The 16,545-nt window shown below is 43.8% G+C and carries 9 protein-coding genes; 3 read left to right on the top strand and 6 right to left on the bottom strand.

Annotated features, from left to right (window positions below):
* The first annotated feature begins 41 nt into the window (after window positions 1-41).
* The 3 genes from rtcR to Q4519_RS11115 all read left to right on the top strand — a co-directional run bounded on the left by rtcR (window position 42) and on the right by Q4519_RS11115 (window position 5,392).
* Entirely contained in the window at window positions 42-1,652 is a 1,611-nt protein-coding gene (gene rtcR, locus Q4519_RS11125) for an RNA repair transcriptional activator RtcR (protein ID WP_303512217.1), read from the top strand.
* A 152-nt stretch (window positions 1,653-1,804) separates the two neighbouring features.
* On the top strand, window positions 1,805-2,503 hold the full coding sequence (locus Q4519_RS11120) for a pirin family protein (RefSeq protein WP_303512215.1): 699 nt from the start codon (window positions 1,805-1,807) through the stop codon (window positions 2,501-2,503).
* Between the two features lie 198 nt (window positions 2,504-2,701).
* Window positions 2,702-5,392, top strand: coding sequence for a UvrD-helicase domain-containing protein (locus tag Q4519_RS11115; protein ID WP_303512213.1), 2,691 nt, complete (start codon window positions 2,702-2,704; stop codon window positions 5,390-5,392).
* Between the two features lie 25 nt (window positions 5,393-5,417).
* Here Q4519_RS11115 and Q4519_RS11110 read toward each other — a convergent pair whose 3' ends face one another.
* The 6 genes from Q4519_RS11110 to pepN all read right to left on the bottom strand — a co-directional run bounded on the left by Q4519_RS11110 (window position 5,418) and on the right by pepN (window position 16,414).
* Window positions 5,418-6,611: an HD-GYP domain-containing protein gene (locus Q4519_RS11110; protein ID WP_303512210.1), complete on the bottom strand. Its 1,194-nt coding sequence runs from the start codon at window positions 6,609-6,611 to the stop codon at window positions 5,418-5,420.
* Window positions 6,612-6,741: 130 nt separating this feature from the next.
* Window positions 6,742-7,281 carry a cell division protein ZapC domain-containing protein gene (locus Q4519_RS11105; RefSeq protein ID WP_232799636.1) on the bottom strand — a complete coding sequence of 180 codons (540 nt, stop codon included), beginning with the start codon at window positions 7,279-7,281 and terminating at the stop codon, window positions 6,742-6,744.
* An 88-nt stretch (window positions 7,282-7,369) separates the two neighbouring features.
* Window positions 7,370-8,380, bottom strand: coding sequence for a quinone-dependent dihydroorotate dehydrogenase (gene pyrD / locus Q4519_RS11100; RefSeq protein WP_232799637.1), 1,011 nt, complete (start codon window positions 8,378-8,380; stop codon window positions 7,370-7,372).
* 162 nt (window positions 8,381-8,542) lie between these two features.
* Window positions 8,543-13,399 carry an NAD-glutamate dehydrogenase gene (locus tag Q4519_RS11095; protein ID WP_303512202.1) on the bottom strand — a complete coding sequence of 1,619 codons (4,857 nt, stop codon included), beginning with the start codon at window positions 13,397-13,399 and terminating at the stop codon, window positions 8,543-8,545.
* Window positions 13,400-13,526: 127 nt separating this feature from the next.
* On the bottom strand, window positions 13,527-13,748 hold the full coding sequence (locus Q4519_RS11090) for a DUF2835 domain-containing protein (protein ID WP_303512200.1): 222 nt from the start codon (window positions 13,746-13,748) through the stop codon (window positions 13,527-13,529).
* Window positions 13,749-13,801: 53 nt separating this feature from the next.
* Window positions 13,802-16,414, bottom strand: a complete 2,613-nt coding sequence (gene pepN / locus Q4519_RS11085; RefSeq protein ID WP_303512196.1) for an aminopeptidase N — start codon at window positions 16,412-16,414, stop codon at window positions 13,802-13,804.
* Window positions 16,415-16,545: the final 131 nt, after the last annotated feature.

Genomic DNA, 16,545 nt, shown 5'->3' with positions numbered 1-16,545 from the left:
GCCTAAATGTACATTTTACGTTGGATAAGATTGAGGTGTTTGTGAATAAGCCCACCGTTATTGTCAGCTTAGTTGGCACACAGCTAGATTTTGTTGGTAAGCGCATTGACCGCTGGTCACGTTGGCGACCAAATGTAAGCTTATGTAGTCAAGAAGATTTGTTAGTCAGTGAGCTGCATTTAATTCACGATAATCACAGTAAACGCCTTGCTACTAGTGTCAGCGCAGACATCACCTTAGTCTCACCTGAAACCAAGGTGAATTTACACGCCATTAATTTTGCCAATCCGTGGGATTTTGAAGAGGTATATGCCAAGTTATTTGATTGGTGCCAACAACAAGTATTTGATACCGATAAGTTTGATTATTTGTTTCATATCACCACGGGCACCCATGTGGTGCAAATTTGCAGCTATTTGTTGACCGAAAGCCGCCATTTCCCTGGCCGTTTGATCCAAAGCTCGCCGGATCATAACAACAGCAACAAGTCGGTCGGCCGAGTACAGATCATTGATTTAGACTTATCCAAGTATGATCAATTAGCCACTCGCTTTGATGTTGAACATCAGGCTGGCAGCGCCTTTCTTAAAGGCGGCATAGCCACCAAAAATACTAGCTTTAACCATTTGATTAACCAAATCGAAAAGGTAGCAATTCGCTCACTGGATCCAATATTACTGACAGGTCCAACCGGTGCAGGTAAAAGCCAACTAGCAACGCGCATTTATCAATTAAAACGTAAGCGCGCGATGTTAAAAGGCCCGCTGGTATCGGTTAACTGCGCCACGCTAAAAGGGGATAATGCGATGGCCGCATTATTTGGTCACACCAAAGGGGCGTTTACTGGTGCACAAAAGTCCCGTGATGGTTTTTTACTTTCAGCTCATCATGGTGTTTTGTTCCTTGATGAAATTGGTGAGTTAGGGCTAGAAGAGCAAGCGATGTTATTACATGCCATTGAGAGTAAAACCTTTCACCCTGTTGGCAGTGACACTCCAATAAAAAGCGACTTTCAGTTAATCGCGGGCACTAATCGCGACCTAAAAGCTGAAATAGCAAATGGCCACTTTAGGGAAGACTTATTGGCGCGAATTAATTTATGGACCTACACCCTGCCCGCCCTGAAAGAAAGAAAGGAAGATATTCCGGCCAATATAGATTATGAATTAGAGTTGTTTAGCCAAAAAAATGGTCGCCGGGTGCAGTTTAATAAAGAAGCTAAACGCGCATTTATTGAATTCTCTATGTCACCAAAGGCTTATTGGACCGGCAATTTTCGTGATTTAAGCTCGGCGATCACCCGGTTATGCACCTTAGCTGACAGCTCGCGCATTACAGTAGCAGATGTTGAGGATGAAATTAGTCGGTTACAACAAAGCTGGGGGGAGCCCGTGCCGCTTGGCTTGCAAAGCAATGTACTTGAATGTTTAGCTGACGTTTTGTCTGCTGAGCAAATGGCTACCCTTGATCAGTTTGATTTGCACCAGCTTGGCTTTGTGCTACAGACCAGCCAGCGTCACCCTACTCTTGCTTCCGCTGGGCGCGAGTTGTTTGATAAAAGTCGGCTGTTAAAATCTCAAGCTAATGACTCAAGTCGATTGCAGAAATACTTGGCTAAATTTGGTTTAAAGTGGGCCGATCTGGGCCATTAATTTTGCCTTGCTAAGTTCTATTTATTCGAACATATCATTAGATATTTGGCGTTATTATTTCACTTAACCACACGATAAACTGGCCTTATTGAATAACGATACCCAATAACTTTGCTGTTTCGCCCCGATGTGGGCGGTTAAGGAGTTGTATTATGATCACTGTGAGAAAAGCCAGTAACCGCGGTCGTGGCGATTATGGCTGGCTTAAAACCCGTTACTCTTTTTCGTTTGCTAACTATTACGACCCGCGCCATATGGGGGTGTCGTCACTGCGAGTGATTAATGATGATGTAATTACGCCCGGTGCAGGCTTTGATACCCACGGCCATCGCGATATGGAAATAATCACTTATGTTACCTCTGGCACCATTGCCCATAAAGACAGCATGGGCAATGTGACTGAGCTGCCAGCTGGCGAGTTTCAGCTTATGTCGGCGGGCAGTGGTATTCGCCACAGTGAGTATAATGCCTCAGATACGGACGGCTTAACCTTACTGCAAATTTGGATTGAGCCGAATAAATTTGGTGGCCAGCCAAGTTATCAGCAAAAAGCGTTTGGCCGTCGCCAAGGCTTACATGCGGTGATCACGCCTGATGGCAGTAATGAAACCCTTAAGATTAAGCAGGATGCACGTTTGCTGCATTTGTTACTTGAGCCACAGTCAGCAGATAGCTTACAACTCCCACCTGATCGCGTGGTGTATGTGCAGTTATTGTCAGGCTTGCTCACGGTGAACGACGAGCCGCTAACCCCCGGCGATGGCGCGCGCCTTGATAACTTAACCAATATTCATTTTATTAGCGGGAATAAACAAGCCGTTGAGGCTTTGGTGTTTGACTTGCCCGCCTAGGACCTGTTTTAAACATAAGGCTACAAGGGGTAAGGTTAGTTACCCCTTTCAGGCTGAAAATTTTAGTCTTTTTGCCTGATTTCGCGATTCAAAACAAGACTTCTCAAGCGCTTAACAGTAACATTGTCTCAGTTGTTTCAGGTGGATAGCTTTTTCAAGGCTGACCACTTGTTTGTGTTACTACCATGGACTTGGCCCTTGAATAATTCGTCTGTATTGCTGCCCTCTTTTTCTTTTGATAGCCATTGGTATGGCGGTTTTTTCGGCAACAAAATTATCCGTTTGGTATTTTGTGATAAAGGGTTAACCGTCCAAGATAAGCTGATCCCTTGGCAGCAGATCACTGCGCCATTAAGCCTGATCCATGGCACCTTGTTTGATACTTTATGTGTCGAGCAAGGTGACGATACGTTATATATTCCTTGGTTAGCTAAGCGCACGTTTAGCCAGGTTTTTCGTCAAGGTATACAACATTGGGCCAATTATCACCGCGGCCATTTAATTAATCACGGCAAAGTCTGTGCGGCTTTATTCAAACAAGGCTATTTGCGCCGCCATGACACCCTTACTGCCGTTGCGCAGGCTCAAGCTATTTTAGCGCCTCTGACGCAGCCTGTGCGTGATGATCCCCATCAACCGGTACGCCATTTTGTGTTGCTACCTGCATTACTTGATGATGCCGGTAACCATGCCCTTAAGTTACTTCAAGTTATCGCAGGCTGGAGCGAAGATGATTTGGCTCAGCACCAGCAAACTTTTATCGATCAGCAAAAAATGTTGCATCGTCATTATTTTAATACCGTAGAAAGCAATCCCCTCACGCCACTTCAACAAGATGCGTGTGTGATCAACGAGCGCAGTAACTTAGTTTTAGCCGGCGCGGGAACCGGTAAAACCAGCACCATGGTGGGCCGCGCAGGCTACTTAGTTACCAGTGGCCAAGCGCAAAGCGAACAAATTTTACTGTTAGCATTTGGCCGCAAAGCCGCCGATGAAATGGATCAACGCTTGGCAATGTGTTTGCCTGAACAAACCATTAAGTGCAGCACGTTTCATTCACTGGGCCTGGCGATCATTGCCCAAGTAGAAGGTGAAAAACCTGCTTTGTCGGCGTTTGTGGAAGACAGCACGGCAAAACAAACTTGGCTAATCGAGCAATTTGAACACTTGTTAACGCAGCACGAATATCGTCAACAGGTATGTGATTATTTTGCCGAGCACAGTGTGCCTTGGGTAACGCCGTTTGATTTTGACCAAGCAGGTGATTACTTAAGCTTTATGCAAAAACAAGATATAAGAAGCTTAAAAGGCGAAACCATTGTTGGCCAAGGTGATTTGTTAATTGCCAATTGGTTGTTTCAACAAGGGGTGGAATACGAGTATCAAGCCAGCCCGAATACTGGCCAGCAAGCTTTGATGTCGCCTGCACGTATTTATTTACCCGAGCATCAAATTACGTTGATTAATTGGCTACTGGATGAGCATGATTCTCCGCCTGAGTATCTTGATAAACTTGAATACTTAACTGACAAACAGCGTATAAGCCAACAAACCTTTAAACTTATTTCTCACTACTGCTGCGATCTGCAAAAAGAGAACTTTTTTGATAACTTATCGCAGCAACTCACTGCTCAGGGGGTTATTTTAAAACCCTTGTCGCAGCAAGCCTTGTTTGAGCATTATACCCATGTCGGACTGGTCGATAATTTAGCTGAGCAGTTAAGTCAAATGCTGAGTATTTATAAAGCCTGCTGGCTTGAGCAGTCACAGTTAAACCTACGTTTGGCGGGCCATGATCATCAAGACCAAGTGCGCGCAGCAGTAAACCTATTGCAGCCTCTATTAATGGCCTATCAAAGTTATTTAGCCAGCCGCAACGAAATTGATTTTGATGACATGATTGGCCGTGCCATTAACTATGTGACTGAGGGTCGTTTTGTATCACCTTGGCAGCATATTTTAGTGGATGAGTTTCAAGATATTTCCGAGCCGCGAGCACGCTTATTAAAAGCGCTGCGCGATCTGCATCCACAGGGCTCGTTGTTTTGTGTCGGTGATGATTGGCAAGCCATATATCGTTTTGCTGGCGCAGACGTAAATTTAACCACGCGCTTTGCCAATTATTTTGGCGACAGCGCGATCACCTCGCTGGATAAAACTTTTCGTTTTAATAATAGTATTGCGCAAGTAAGTAGCGATTTCGTTTGCCAAAACCCTGCGCAAATTAAGAAACAACTGGTGACTCACGCCTTAGTGAATGAACCGGCCATTTCCCTGCGCAGCGCAAGCCCAAGTGCATTACATGAGGTATTTGAGCAAATTCAGCAACAAAGCCAAGGCAAAGGGAATGCCAGCGTGCTTATTTTAGCGCGCTACCATCACTTATTACCTCAAGCTGGTGCACTCGAGCAGCTTAAGCGCGATTTTTCGCCCCTTGTTATTCGTGCCATGAGTATTCATGCCAGTAAAGGGATGGCAGCTGACTATGTCATTGTGGTGGGCTTAGAGCAGGGCTCGGCAGGTTTTCCGGCCACTAAGAGCACGCCGATATTATTAGATGCGATGTTGCCAAAAGCGGAAACTTTTAATGATGCCGAAGAGCGTCGTTTGTTTTATGTGGCTCTCACTCGCGCCAAACATAAGGTGTTTTTGCTGGCAAATATGCAGCGCCCTAGCCCCTTTGTGGTTGAATTGTTAGAGCAAGATTACGACGTATGCACTGAGCACCTCAGTGCCGCGCCAGTTACGCCGCTCGCACTGCAAAGCCATCCTTGTCCTACTTGTGGTACGGGGGTGTTGCAAGCTAAACAAGGACCATTTGGTGAGTTTTTCGGCTGTAGTCACTTTCCATTTTGTAGTCACAGCCAAAAGAGTCTAGATATATCGTAAATAAACGGAAACAGGGCTAGTTTCATTAGCCCTGCCTCATTAAAAACTCCATCACTTGGTCCATGTCTAATTCAAAATCATCGGGCCGTACGCCTTTGATAATAAAGTCATCCTCTTCACTTAAATCCATTGCTTTAGATGGCTTATAATCATGCTGCTGCATGCTGAAGAAGGGCCTGACTTTCGGGCAAATAGGATCCTTTGGATTGCTGCTTTCGACAATTGCAAGTTGGTTCGAGTTTAATTCTACTAAGGTGCCAACGGGGTAAACCCCCATGCACTTTATAAAGCTATCGACTAGCTCGGCATCGAGATCTTCCTCCTGCGCCATGCGGCGCAATATATTAAATGCCTTGATATGGGCGAAACCATCCTTATAAACCCGGTTTGCCGTGAGTGCATCAAAGATGTCGCAAATAGCGATCATTCTGCCGTACTTAGATATATTTTGGCCACGCACTTTATACGGATAACCTGTACCATTTATTTTTTCATGGTGCAGCGCTGCCACTTCTAAACTGAGCTTACTAATATTTGGCGTTCGCTCAATCACATGTATTGAGTGATTAACATGGGTTTTCATGATGGTAAATTCATTATCAGTAAGCTTGCCCGGTTTATTTAAAATAGCATCGGGCACCATAATTTTACCCACGTCGTGTAAAAATGCGCCAATAGCCAGCTGGTGAATAATGTTTCGTTCTAGTTTTAAAAATTTGGCGAAAATGGCAATTAACACCGACACTGAAACCGAATGCTCAAGCAGGTATTGATCTTTTTTACGAATATTAATTACGCTGGCCAGGGCATCAGAGTTTTGAAAAATCTCATCAATAACTTTGTTGGTCGCTTCCATCACTGGCGCTAAATCTAATTCACGGCCACTTTGCGCATCGTGAAATATTTTCTTTTGTAGCCGTTTTGACTCTTTAAAAATTTCCGTGGCACGCGTCATCCGCTTAATGAAGCCAGCCTGTGATTTTTCGCCTGCGCTGTCTGGATTTTGTACTTCCGGTTCATCATCGTCTATTGCTGTAGGATAACGCGTTTTACTGGTGTCGATCATCACACTAACTACGCCTTTATTGTGCAATGTGGCAACTGTACGCGGCGTTTCTACATAGCAAGCATGGGTAATTTTATAATTTTTGGCTTGCTCAATAATATCGACTATGTAGTGACCTATTTCTAGCTCAGATAGCTTTTTTTCAACGAGCATGGCTCACTCCAAATTAAGTGCGTTTGAACGGCTGGTTTAACGATTGCTACGATTAGCTATATTATGGCGTTTTTTTAGCGGATTGTATGAGGTTATTTGCGGTTTTAACTTATTTGTTTTAATTAAATTGTTAACTAACTTGACACATTTGTACGGGCTCTTGTTGTACACGGCACACTCGGTCGTTCATTACCTTGATAACGTCAAACTGTTGCAGTGCTTTTTGGTGGCTAAATTCATGTTTAGGATCCACCAGCATACATAAACTAACTTGTGAATTGGACTCTAACACCAAGTAACGGGCACGTTGCTGTGCATTACATGCAAGCTCAATCATTTCGCCCTGCTCTGGTCGGTAACACCCTGCTTGTACTTCAAAAAACCAGCTTTTCGGCATCATAGGTTTATGGAAACGGATCGCGGTAATCGCATTTAAAATCCAATATACTTTTACCGCACTAGGTAGATCATAATCAGAAAGCTGCTCTAACAATTGGTAATATATCGCCGCATCATCAACGGTAAAAGGCATAACAGATTTAGGAAATGCCACCATTTTTTTACGGTTCAAATAAGGCTGAAAAACCAACTCATCACCCAATTCTAAACAGAGTTGGGATTGAGTTTTATCAAATTTCCATAACCAATTATCGTCAGGCTTTAAAATCATAATCTACTCTTTAGTTATTGAATGACTATAGCTATAAAATAAATATGATTATAAATCAAGTGTATTATTTAAAAATCAGTGTTAAGCACTAGTAATTTTCAACAATATTCTTAATTAAGCCTGGGCCGTGATAAATAAAGCCAGAATAAACTTGAACCAATTTAGCACCCGCTTGCATTTTTTCTTTCGCGGCAATAACTGAATCAATACCACCAACACCAATAATTGGCATTGCGCCGTTTAATTCTTTATTTAGTATGCGAATAACTTCTGTGCTTAAAGTTTGAACTGGGCGACCACTTAAACCACCCGCCTCACCCGCATGAGGCATACCTTTAACCATGCTGCGCTCTAAGGTGGTGTTGGTGGCAATGACACCATCAATTTGGTGGCGAATAAAACAATCTGAGATTTGCACGATTTCTTCAACGGTTAAATCAGGGGCAATTTTTACAGTTAGCGGAACATATTTATTATATTTTTCGGCTAGTTTTAGTTGGCGATCTTTTAGATCCTTTAATAGATCATCTAACGCTTCACCGTATTGTAGTGTTCTTAATCCTGGTGTATTTGGCGATGAAATATTAACCGCAATGTAAGATGCATGATCATAAACTTTGTCCATACAAATTAAATAATCGTCTTTGCCTTGCTCAACGGGCGTATCAAAGTTTTTACCAATATTAATACCAATAACGCCTTGGTATTTTGCCGCTTTAACATTTTGCACTAATTGATCAACGCCGTGGTTATTAAACCCCATGCGATTAATAATGCCTTCGGCTTCTTTTATTCTAAATAAACGCGGTTTTGGGTTGCCATCTTGTGCACGTGGCGTGATGGTACCTACTTCAACAAAACCAAATCCCATGGCGGCAAAGGCATCAATACATTCACCATTTTTGTCTAAACCAGCCGCAAGCCCTACCGGGTTATCAAAGGTGATCCCCATTACTTCCACTGGACGCTTTCTTAAGTGTTGGCGATAAACCATTTCAAGTGGTGTATTTTGAGTTCTTTTAAAATTGTTTATCGCAAGATCATGAGCTTTTTCAGCATCTAATTTGAAGAAAGCTTCTCTGGCAAGACGGTATAACATGTTGACCTCAATATTTTCGTTAAACAAACTTGTGCACTTAGCATGTTGTTACGCCGCACTATGGGCAATAACATTTTTTTCGCACACAATAAAAGGGGCATAAGCCCCTTTATCTTCCCTTTTTAAGTTTGCTAGGCTTTCTCTATACCTTAGTCTAAACCTTTATTCTTGTTCCGTATTGGCCAGACAGTTTAGGTTTAGCAGATTAAGCTCTCGCAGTGCAACCGAGAACTTGGCAAATTCATGAGTTGAGCTAGTTTTGAAATCCGCTAGCATGTGATACCAGCGCGCCAGTAGCCCTTCATGCCTTTGCAACCAAGCGTCGAGTATGTTACCGCAGAAATCACTTTCATGACAGGCAGATAATACCGCAGAAGCAAGGGATCTTTGTTGCCAATCAAGTTCTTCGCGAAATGATGCCCGTGCCAAAGCTTGCCAATGGTTGTCAACGACCAAGCCATTAATTTGCGCCAAGAACCAATGTAACTCCAGTTTTGCCCCTAGGCTGAAGTAAATTTCCGCACACACCATCACGGTGCGCTGATGTTGCTCGGAAATTTGTGCCAGATCCAATGCCGAGAACAACAGTTTTTGCTGACACATAAGTTGTGCTAGCTTTTCTGGCACACCTTGTTCAACCAAGCCATGACTTTGCTCTTTAAGTGTCGCCACTTCATCCTCTACGAGAATATTCAGCAAATTTTCTTGTAGCTGTTCATAAGCCGGTTTGTAAAACTCAATGTTCTCGGAGATGGTCCAATTGCGATTGCGCAAACGCAAGAACCAACGGGTAGCACGACGTATTGTGCGACGCGTTTCGCTCATCATGGCAATTTGTGTGGCGGCAGGCACTTTATTATCTAATGCTTCAATGTCACGCCATATAGGATTTAATGAGAACACTTCTCGCGCCATCACATAGCATTTAGCTATTTCAGCATCTGAAGCACCGGTTTCATCCTTTAGCCGCGCAACAAAATTTAGCCCCATGTCGTTAACAATTTGATTGGCTATTTGAGTGGCTATTATTTCACTGCGCAGTGGGTGATTACCCATTTGAGCGGCGTATTTTTGTTGTAACACTCTCGGGAATGCCGACACTAAACTGTTCGCTAAATAACCGTCATCAGTGATTTCAGGGCAATTTAAACTTTCTTTGAGTACCATTTTGCCATAGGCCAGTAGCACCGAAAGCTCAGGACGTGTTAAGCCTTGGTCATGGGCCAAACGCTCTGAAAGCTCGTCTTCGTTAGGCAAGTATTCCAATGCGCGATCAAGTTTTTTCTCTTTTTCCAGACTATGAATAAAGCGGATCTGTTCTTTTAAGCTCTCTGCGCCAAGGCTTTGGGTCACAGAAATTGACTGCGCTTGACGATAAGCATTTTGCAATACTATTTCGCTAACATTAGCGGTCATATCCACTAACAATTTATTACGCTGTTTTAAGGTTAATTCACCATCGCTGACCAGTCCGTTAAGTAGAATTTTAATGTTCACTTCATTGTCTGAACAATCTACCCCACCAACGTTGTCGATAAAGTCGGTATCAATGCGGCCACCATTGGCGGCAAATTCGATTCGGCCTAGCTGAGTACACCCTAGGTTGCCACCTTCGCCCACCACTTTGGCATTAAGCTCACAACCATTGATGCGCACGGCGTCATTGGCGCGATCTCCTACTTGGGCGTCAGACTCTTTTGCTGATTTAATGTAAGTACCTATGCCGCCATTCCACAACAGATCAACGGGCATTTTTATCAACTCGCGGATCAATTCATTAGGTGCCATGGCGCGCTGGGTAGTGCCTAACATGGCTTTAATTTCAGGGGTTAACGTAATGGACTTGGCGCTGCGCAAAAAGATGCCGCCGCCTTTGGATATCAGCTTGTTGTCATAGTCTGACCAACTTGAGCCGGCAAGCTCAAACAACCGCTTACGCTCATCCCATGAGCGAGCAGCGTCTGGCTCGGGATCGATAAAGATATGCATGTGGTTAAACGCGGCTTGTAACTTAATGTGTTTCGACAACAGCATGCCGTTACCAAACACATCCCCTGCCATGTCGCCAATACCTACACAAGTAAAGTCGGTGGTTTGGCAGTCAATATCCATTTCTTTGAAGTGACGTTTAACAGACTCCCACGCCCCTTTAGCTGTAATACCCATTTTTTTATGGTCATACCCTTGGCTGCCACCCGAAGCAAAAGCATCACCAAGCCAAAAGTTATATTCGGCGCTAATTTCGTTAGCAATATCTGAGAAGGTAGCAGTGCCTTTATCGGCAGCAACTACTAAATAAGGGTCATCTTCATCAAGTCGAACCACTGCTGGTGGCGGTACTATCTCACCATTAATGATGTTGTCGGTTATATCCAATAAGGCGCGGATAAAAATGCGGTAGCAGCGTTGCCCTTCAGCAAAAATCGCACTGCGATCACCGTCATCAGGTAGCTTTTTACAGACAAAGCCACCTTTAGCGCCAACAGGCACGATCACGGTATTTTTAACTTGTTGCGCTTTCACTAAGCCCAACACCTCGGTGCGAAAATCTTCTCGGCGATCTGACCAACGCAAGCCGCCTCGCGCAACTTTACCACCGCGAAGATGCACCCCTTCAACGTCTGGTGAATAAACAAATATTTCAAATACCGGACGCGGCCGTGGCATGTCGGTAATTTTGTTCGGTTTGATCTTCATTGATAGATAAGACTTAGCTTTGCGCTTGCCATCAGTTTGGAAATAGTTGGTGCGCACCGTGGCTTGGATCATTTCTAAGAAATGGCGGATGATCCTATCGTCATCTAAATTAACCACGTCGTCGAGTTGCGCGTTAATGGTTTCAATTAGCTTTTCTTGGTTAACGGACTTTTTCTGCTTGGGATTAAACTTAGCGTCAAATAACGCGACAATTAAACGCGACAATTCAGGGTAACGATTAAGGGCTGCTTCAATGTAATTTTGGCTGAATGTGGTGCCGGTTTGGCGCATGTATTTAGCATATGCGCGAAGTACCACGGTTTGTCTGCCGGTTAAGTCTGCCCCCAGCACTAAACGGTTAAAGCCATCATCTTCAAGCTCGCCCGACCATATTTGGGCAAATGCATTTTGAAAATCTTGCTGACGAGTGTCCATGTTCAGCGAGCCTAAGCCTGCATAGGTCATGGAGAAGTCTAAGATCCAGCCAACCGAGCCGTCGCTAATTTTAACCGCATATGGCGTTTCACCTATCACCCGTAGCCCCATATTTTCAAGCATGGGTAATACATCAGAAAGGTGAATGGGGTTATTTTTATGAAACAGTTTAAGTTTAACATTCAGTGAATCGGAGCTTTCTTCTTGGGCACGATAAAACTGCATACCAAGGGGATTATCCTCATTGAGCGCTTCCAGTGCTTGAATATCAGCAAGGGCGCTGCCAGCTAACATGTCTGCTTTGTACGCTCTTGGAAAACCTTGAATATATCGGCCCGCTAAAGTATTACCTTTGGCTTCGCCAAAATGGGTAAATAAGGCAGATTGCACTTTGTCATCCCATGAGCGCGCTGCTTCTATCAGGTTGTTTTCGATTTCTTTCACGTCTACCGGCATCTCACTATTACTCACTCGTACTAGGTATTGTGTTCGGGCTAATACCCCCTCGGTAAAATAGGTATTAAATTCGACTTCGCTATCGGTTTTAAAGTAGCGAGCAAGAATTTCTTGGGTCTTCATCCTTAACGCGGTATTAAATCTGTCTTTAGTGACAAACACCAGACAAGACATATAACGGCCAAACGCGTCTTTACGGATAAAGAGACGGGTCATGTCACGCTCTTGCATTTGCAACACGCCGGTGCCCGTGCTTAGTAGTTCTGACTCTTTGGCTTGCAGTAATTCGTCACGCGGGTAAGTTTCAAGCACATTTACCAAGGCTTTGTAGGCATGAGAGCCTTTTATTAGCCCTGATTTGGCCATAATACTTTCGACTTTATGGCGTACCATAGGAATTTGAGTGGCACTGCTGTTATATAAAGACGAGGCATAAAGGCCGATAAATCGATGCTCACCAACGACTCGGCCTTGTTTATTAAATTGCTTGATGCCGATGTGATCGATATGGGCTGGACGGTGAACGCGGCTTTTGACATTGGTTTTAGTTAAAATCAGCAGCTCTTCACTGGCCGCTTCTTCTTGCGCGGTTTTGGGTAACTGCGATAACAGATGAATTTCTTGACCTTGGCCTTTTTTCATCAAGCCTAAACTGGTATCCATTTTCGGGTTAATTTTATAGTCGCCTTTGACCGCTTCAATGGCGTATTCGCGATAGCCCATCATGGTTAGATTATGTTCAGCTAACCAAGCTAAAAATGACAATACTTGGGTTTTATGCTCTGGGTCGCCATGATAAGCAGACTCTTTTAGTTGCTTGATCACTTTATCCAACTGCTTGCACATAGGTTGCCAATCGTGCACCACAAGTGCGACATCTCCTAGCACGGCTTGTAGATCTTCAGCGAGACAAGACAGACAACTGTTATCGGATTGACGGTCTATTTCAATTAAAAAGACGGTTTCAAGTTTTAACCCTGCAGGATCGCGCAAGCTACTGCTGTCAACAATACTCTCAATGTGGTGATCTTTGCCTCGAACCAAACCCATAGGTTGATGTAACACTAAGTGTGAAGCGATGTTTTGTCGTTTCAAGGTCATTTGCACTGAGTCGACTAAGAAGGGCATATCGTCGACAATAATTTCAATAATACTGTGTGCTGATTGCCATCCGTGCTTTTCTAATGACGGGTTATATACTTTGATGTATGGCTCACTGCTCTGCCTTTGGTTAAGGGAGTTCCAAAGGCCGATGGCGGCTCCGTACATATCACTGTCGTTTCGTTCGACTAAATCATGCTCTGAAATGTGCTGGTAAAGATGTAAAACAAACTCTTGTGCTAACTTAGCTTTAGCAGCAGGCAGTTTATTTTTAACTAAATTAATGACGTTTTGCAGGATAACAGAGCTGGGAGAATCGGGTTTTACCATAATAAACCTCTAAGATATGAATACAGTCAGACACTTACTATTGAATAATAGCCAAACTAATCTTACTTCATAGGGTTTTGTGGTGAATTTATTTGAAAACGGTTAAGAATCGTTTTGATTTGTTAAGTTAAGCAGTTTTTTCTAGAGAAACAAACTTATTGTCTGCGGTTAGGGTCAATTTAAAGCGACCACGTATACCAAGCTGACTCAGCCAAGGAATGAATTTTACAGCAGGTAAGCGAATCGATTTCCCGTTATCGGCGATCACCTGTACATTGCGCACACTGCCGCGATAGAGGGGTTCAAACTCTTGGTAGGTTACGTGAATTGAAAAGTAAAATTCTTGCATCTTATGCTCACAACAAAGACGATAGCTGCGTTAACAGCTATCGTCTAAATGGTTTACTTTATTTGATCTAGACCACGGGTTACTTTCTCGTAGAGATCTTTAGCGAGTTCTGGCTCAGCTAACAGTCGTTGTAATTGCGCCACCATCAAGCCTTGGCGTGTTGCATCAAGGCGTTTGAATTGGATCAGCGGCGTGATCAAGCGAGCAGCTACTTGCGGGTTGATCTTGTTAAGCTGCAGTAATACATCGCCTAAGAATGCATAGCCAGAGCCATCTATCGCGTGGAATGTTGCAGTATTGGCCGACACAAAACTGCCCACTAATGAGCGTGTTCTATTCGGGTTTTTAATGCTAAAACTTGGGTGCGCCATTAACGCTTTTACTTGCGCTAAACAATCTGGCGCAGGGCTGGTGGCCGCTAAAGCAAACCACTTATCCATTACTAGGCCATCATGACGCCATTTGCTGTCAAAATCCGCCATCAGTTCAGCAAGACAGTCTAATTGGGCTACATTTGCCGCGCTAAGGGCGGCAAAAGTATCGGTCATGTTATCGCTTTGCTCATAATGCGCTTTTGCCAATTCACTAGCATGCGCTTGCGCGACGCGGCCATACAGGCTTAAACAGATGCCCGATAAGTTGCGTTTTTCAACGGCTTGCTGAGTCAGCTCGTATGGCGATTGGCTGCGATTTGCAAGATACAAACACAATAGCTCATCTGACAAGGCGCCAGCCAAGGTATCTAGCATGTCTTTACGCGCTTGTGCAATTGCATCTACATCAACTTGCTCAAACAGCTGCCACAGTGCGCTTTGACTTGGAAATGCCAAAATTTCTGCAATCAGAGCTAAGTCAGGCGTTTCATCGAGTAATAGACTGCGATAGGCATCAATCACAAAATCAGGCAGTTCAATTGCTTGTTGCTGCTGTACCCGAACCACGTTCGTGATGAGATATTTATTAAATAAGTTTTGCGCGGCATCCCAACGCGCAAACGCATTGGTTGCTGTTTTGATTAGAATAGCTAGCTGTTGGTCACTGTAGCTATAGTGGTATTTAACGGGTGCCGAAAAATCTCTGAATAAGGCTGGCACTGGCTTGTTGGCTATCTGCGTAAACTCAAAAGTTTGCTCAGCCTGGGTGAGATTTAATACTTGGCTAGTATTGCCGTTTACTAAAATGCTCTCGCCCGCTTCACTCACCAGTTCAATATCAACCGGAATGTGCTGCGGTTGTTTTTCATCTTGATCCGCTGTGGGGTCGGTTTTTTGGGTTAAATGCAAACGGTAAGTTTGACTGGCTTGATCGTATTCATCGGTCGCGGTGACCACTGGCGTTCCCGATTGGCTATACCAACGGCGGAATTGCCCTAAATCAACACCTGAGCCATCTTCCATTGCTTTAACAAAGTCTTCACAGGTGACTGCTTGACCATCAAAACGTGACACATAAAGCTTCATACCGGCTTGGAACTTTTCTTCGCCCAACAAGGTATGGATCATACGGATAACTTCCGAGCCTTTGTTATAAACGGTTACTGTGTAGAAGTTATTCATTTCTATCACAGACTCAGGGCGGATTGGGTGTGACATTGGGCCAGCATCTTCAGCAAATTGATGGCTACGCATGATTTTTACATTATTAATGCGATTAACCACGCGGCTACCTAAGTCACTGCTGAATTCTTGATCGCGAAAAACGGTTAAGCCCTCTTTTAGACTTAATTGGAACCAATCACGACAGGTAATACGGTTACCCGTCCAGTTATGAAAATATTCATGACCAATCACTGCTTCAACGCCATCGTAATCGGCGTCAGTCGCTGTTTTGCTATTAGCCAAAACAAATTTTGAGTTGAAAACGTTGAGGCCTTTGTTTTCCATTGCGCCCATGTTGAAGAAATCAACTGCAACAATCATATAAATGTCTAAGTCATATTCGAGGCCAAAGCGTTGCTCGTCCCATTGCATTGAGCGTTTCAATGCGCCCATGGCGTAATCTGCACGATCAAGGTTACCTTTATCGACAAAAATTTCTAGTGCAACATCGCGACCAGAGACGGTTTTGTAGCTGTCTTTTAAAACATCAAAGTCACCCGCAACCAGGGCAAATAAGTAACACGGTTTTGGGAACGGGTCGTGCCATTCCACCCAGTGCTTATCGGCGCCGACTTCACCCTGGGCCATTTTGTTACCATTTGAAAGCAAGAAAGGATAACTGGTTTTATCGGCGGTGATCTTAGTGCTGAATTTTGCTAACACGTCGGGACGGTCTAAGTAATAAGTGATACGACGAAAACCCTCCGCTTCACATTGCGTACAAAGGGCATCGCCTGATTTGTACAAGCCTTCACCTGAAAGATTTGCCGCTGGATCAATTTGTGTTTGGATTTCTAAATCGAACTCTGCAGGTACATTAAATAAGGTGAGGCCCAATTCATTAACTTGATAGTCGCTGTAGTCTTGGCCATCAATTTTAAGATTAAGTAAGGTTAAGTGCTCACCATTTAGGAAGATTTGATCCGCTTGGCTTTGGCGCACAAAGTGCGTTTTTGCGGTAACAATGGTTGCACTGTCTTCAAGCTGAAAATCTAATGCGATCGTGGTGATGGTGTAATCAGGAGATTGATAATCTTTTAAATGCTTAGCTTGAGGTTGCTGTTCCATAACTTGACCTAACAATGAAAAATGGCCTTAAGGCTGACAAAAATTACTCACTGGGTCAATTTTATTTAAGTGTTACTAAAAAAGGGCCAATTTATGGCCCTTTTAGTGTTACCGGTTTCACATTAACCACT

This window comes from Motilimonas sp. 1_MG-2023 (assembly GCF_030547455.1).
In the GTDB taxonomy this organism is placed as follows: Bacteria; Pseudomonadota; Gammaproteobacteria; order Enterobacterales; family CBDFNC01; genus Motilimonas.
The sequence above is the reverse complement of the archived record's forward strand: the minus strand, read 5'-3'. Positions and strand labels throughout refer to the sequence as shown.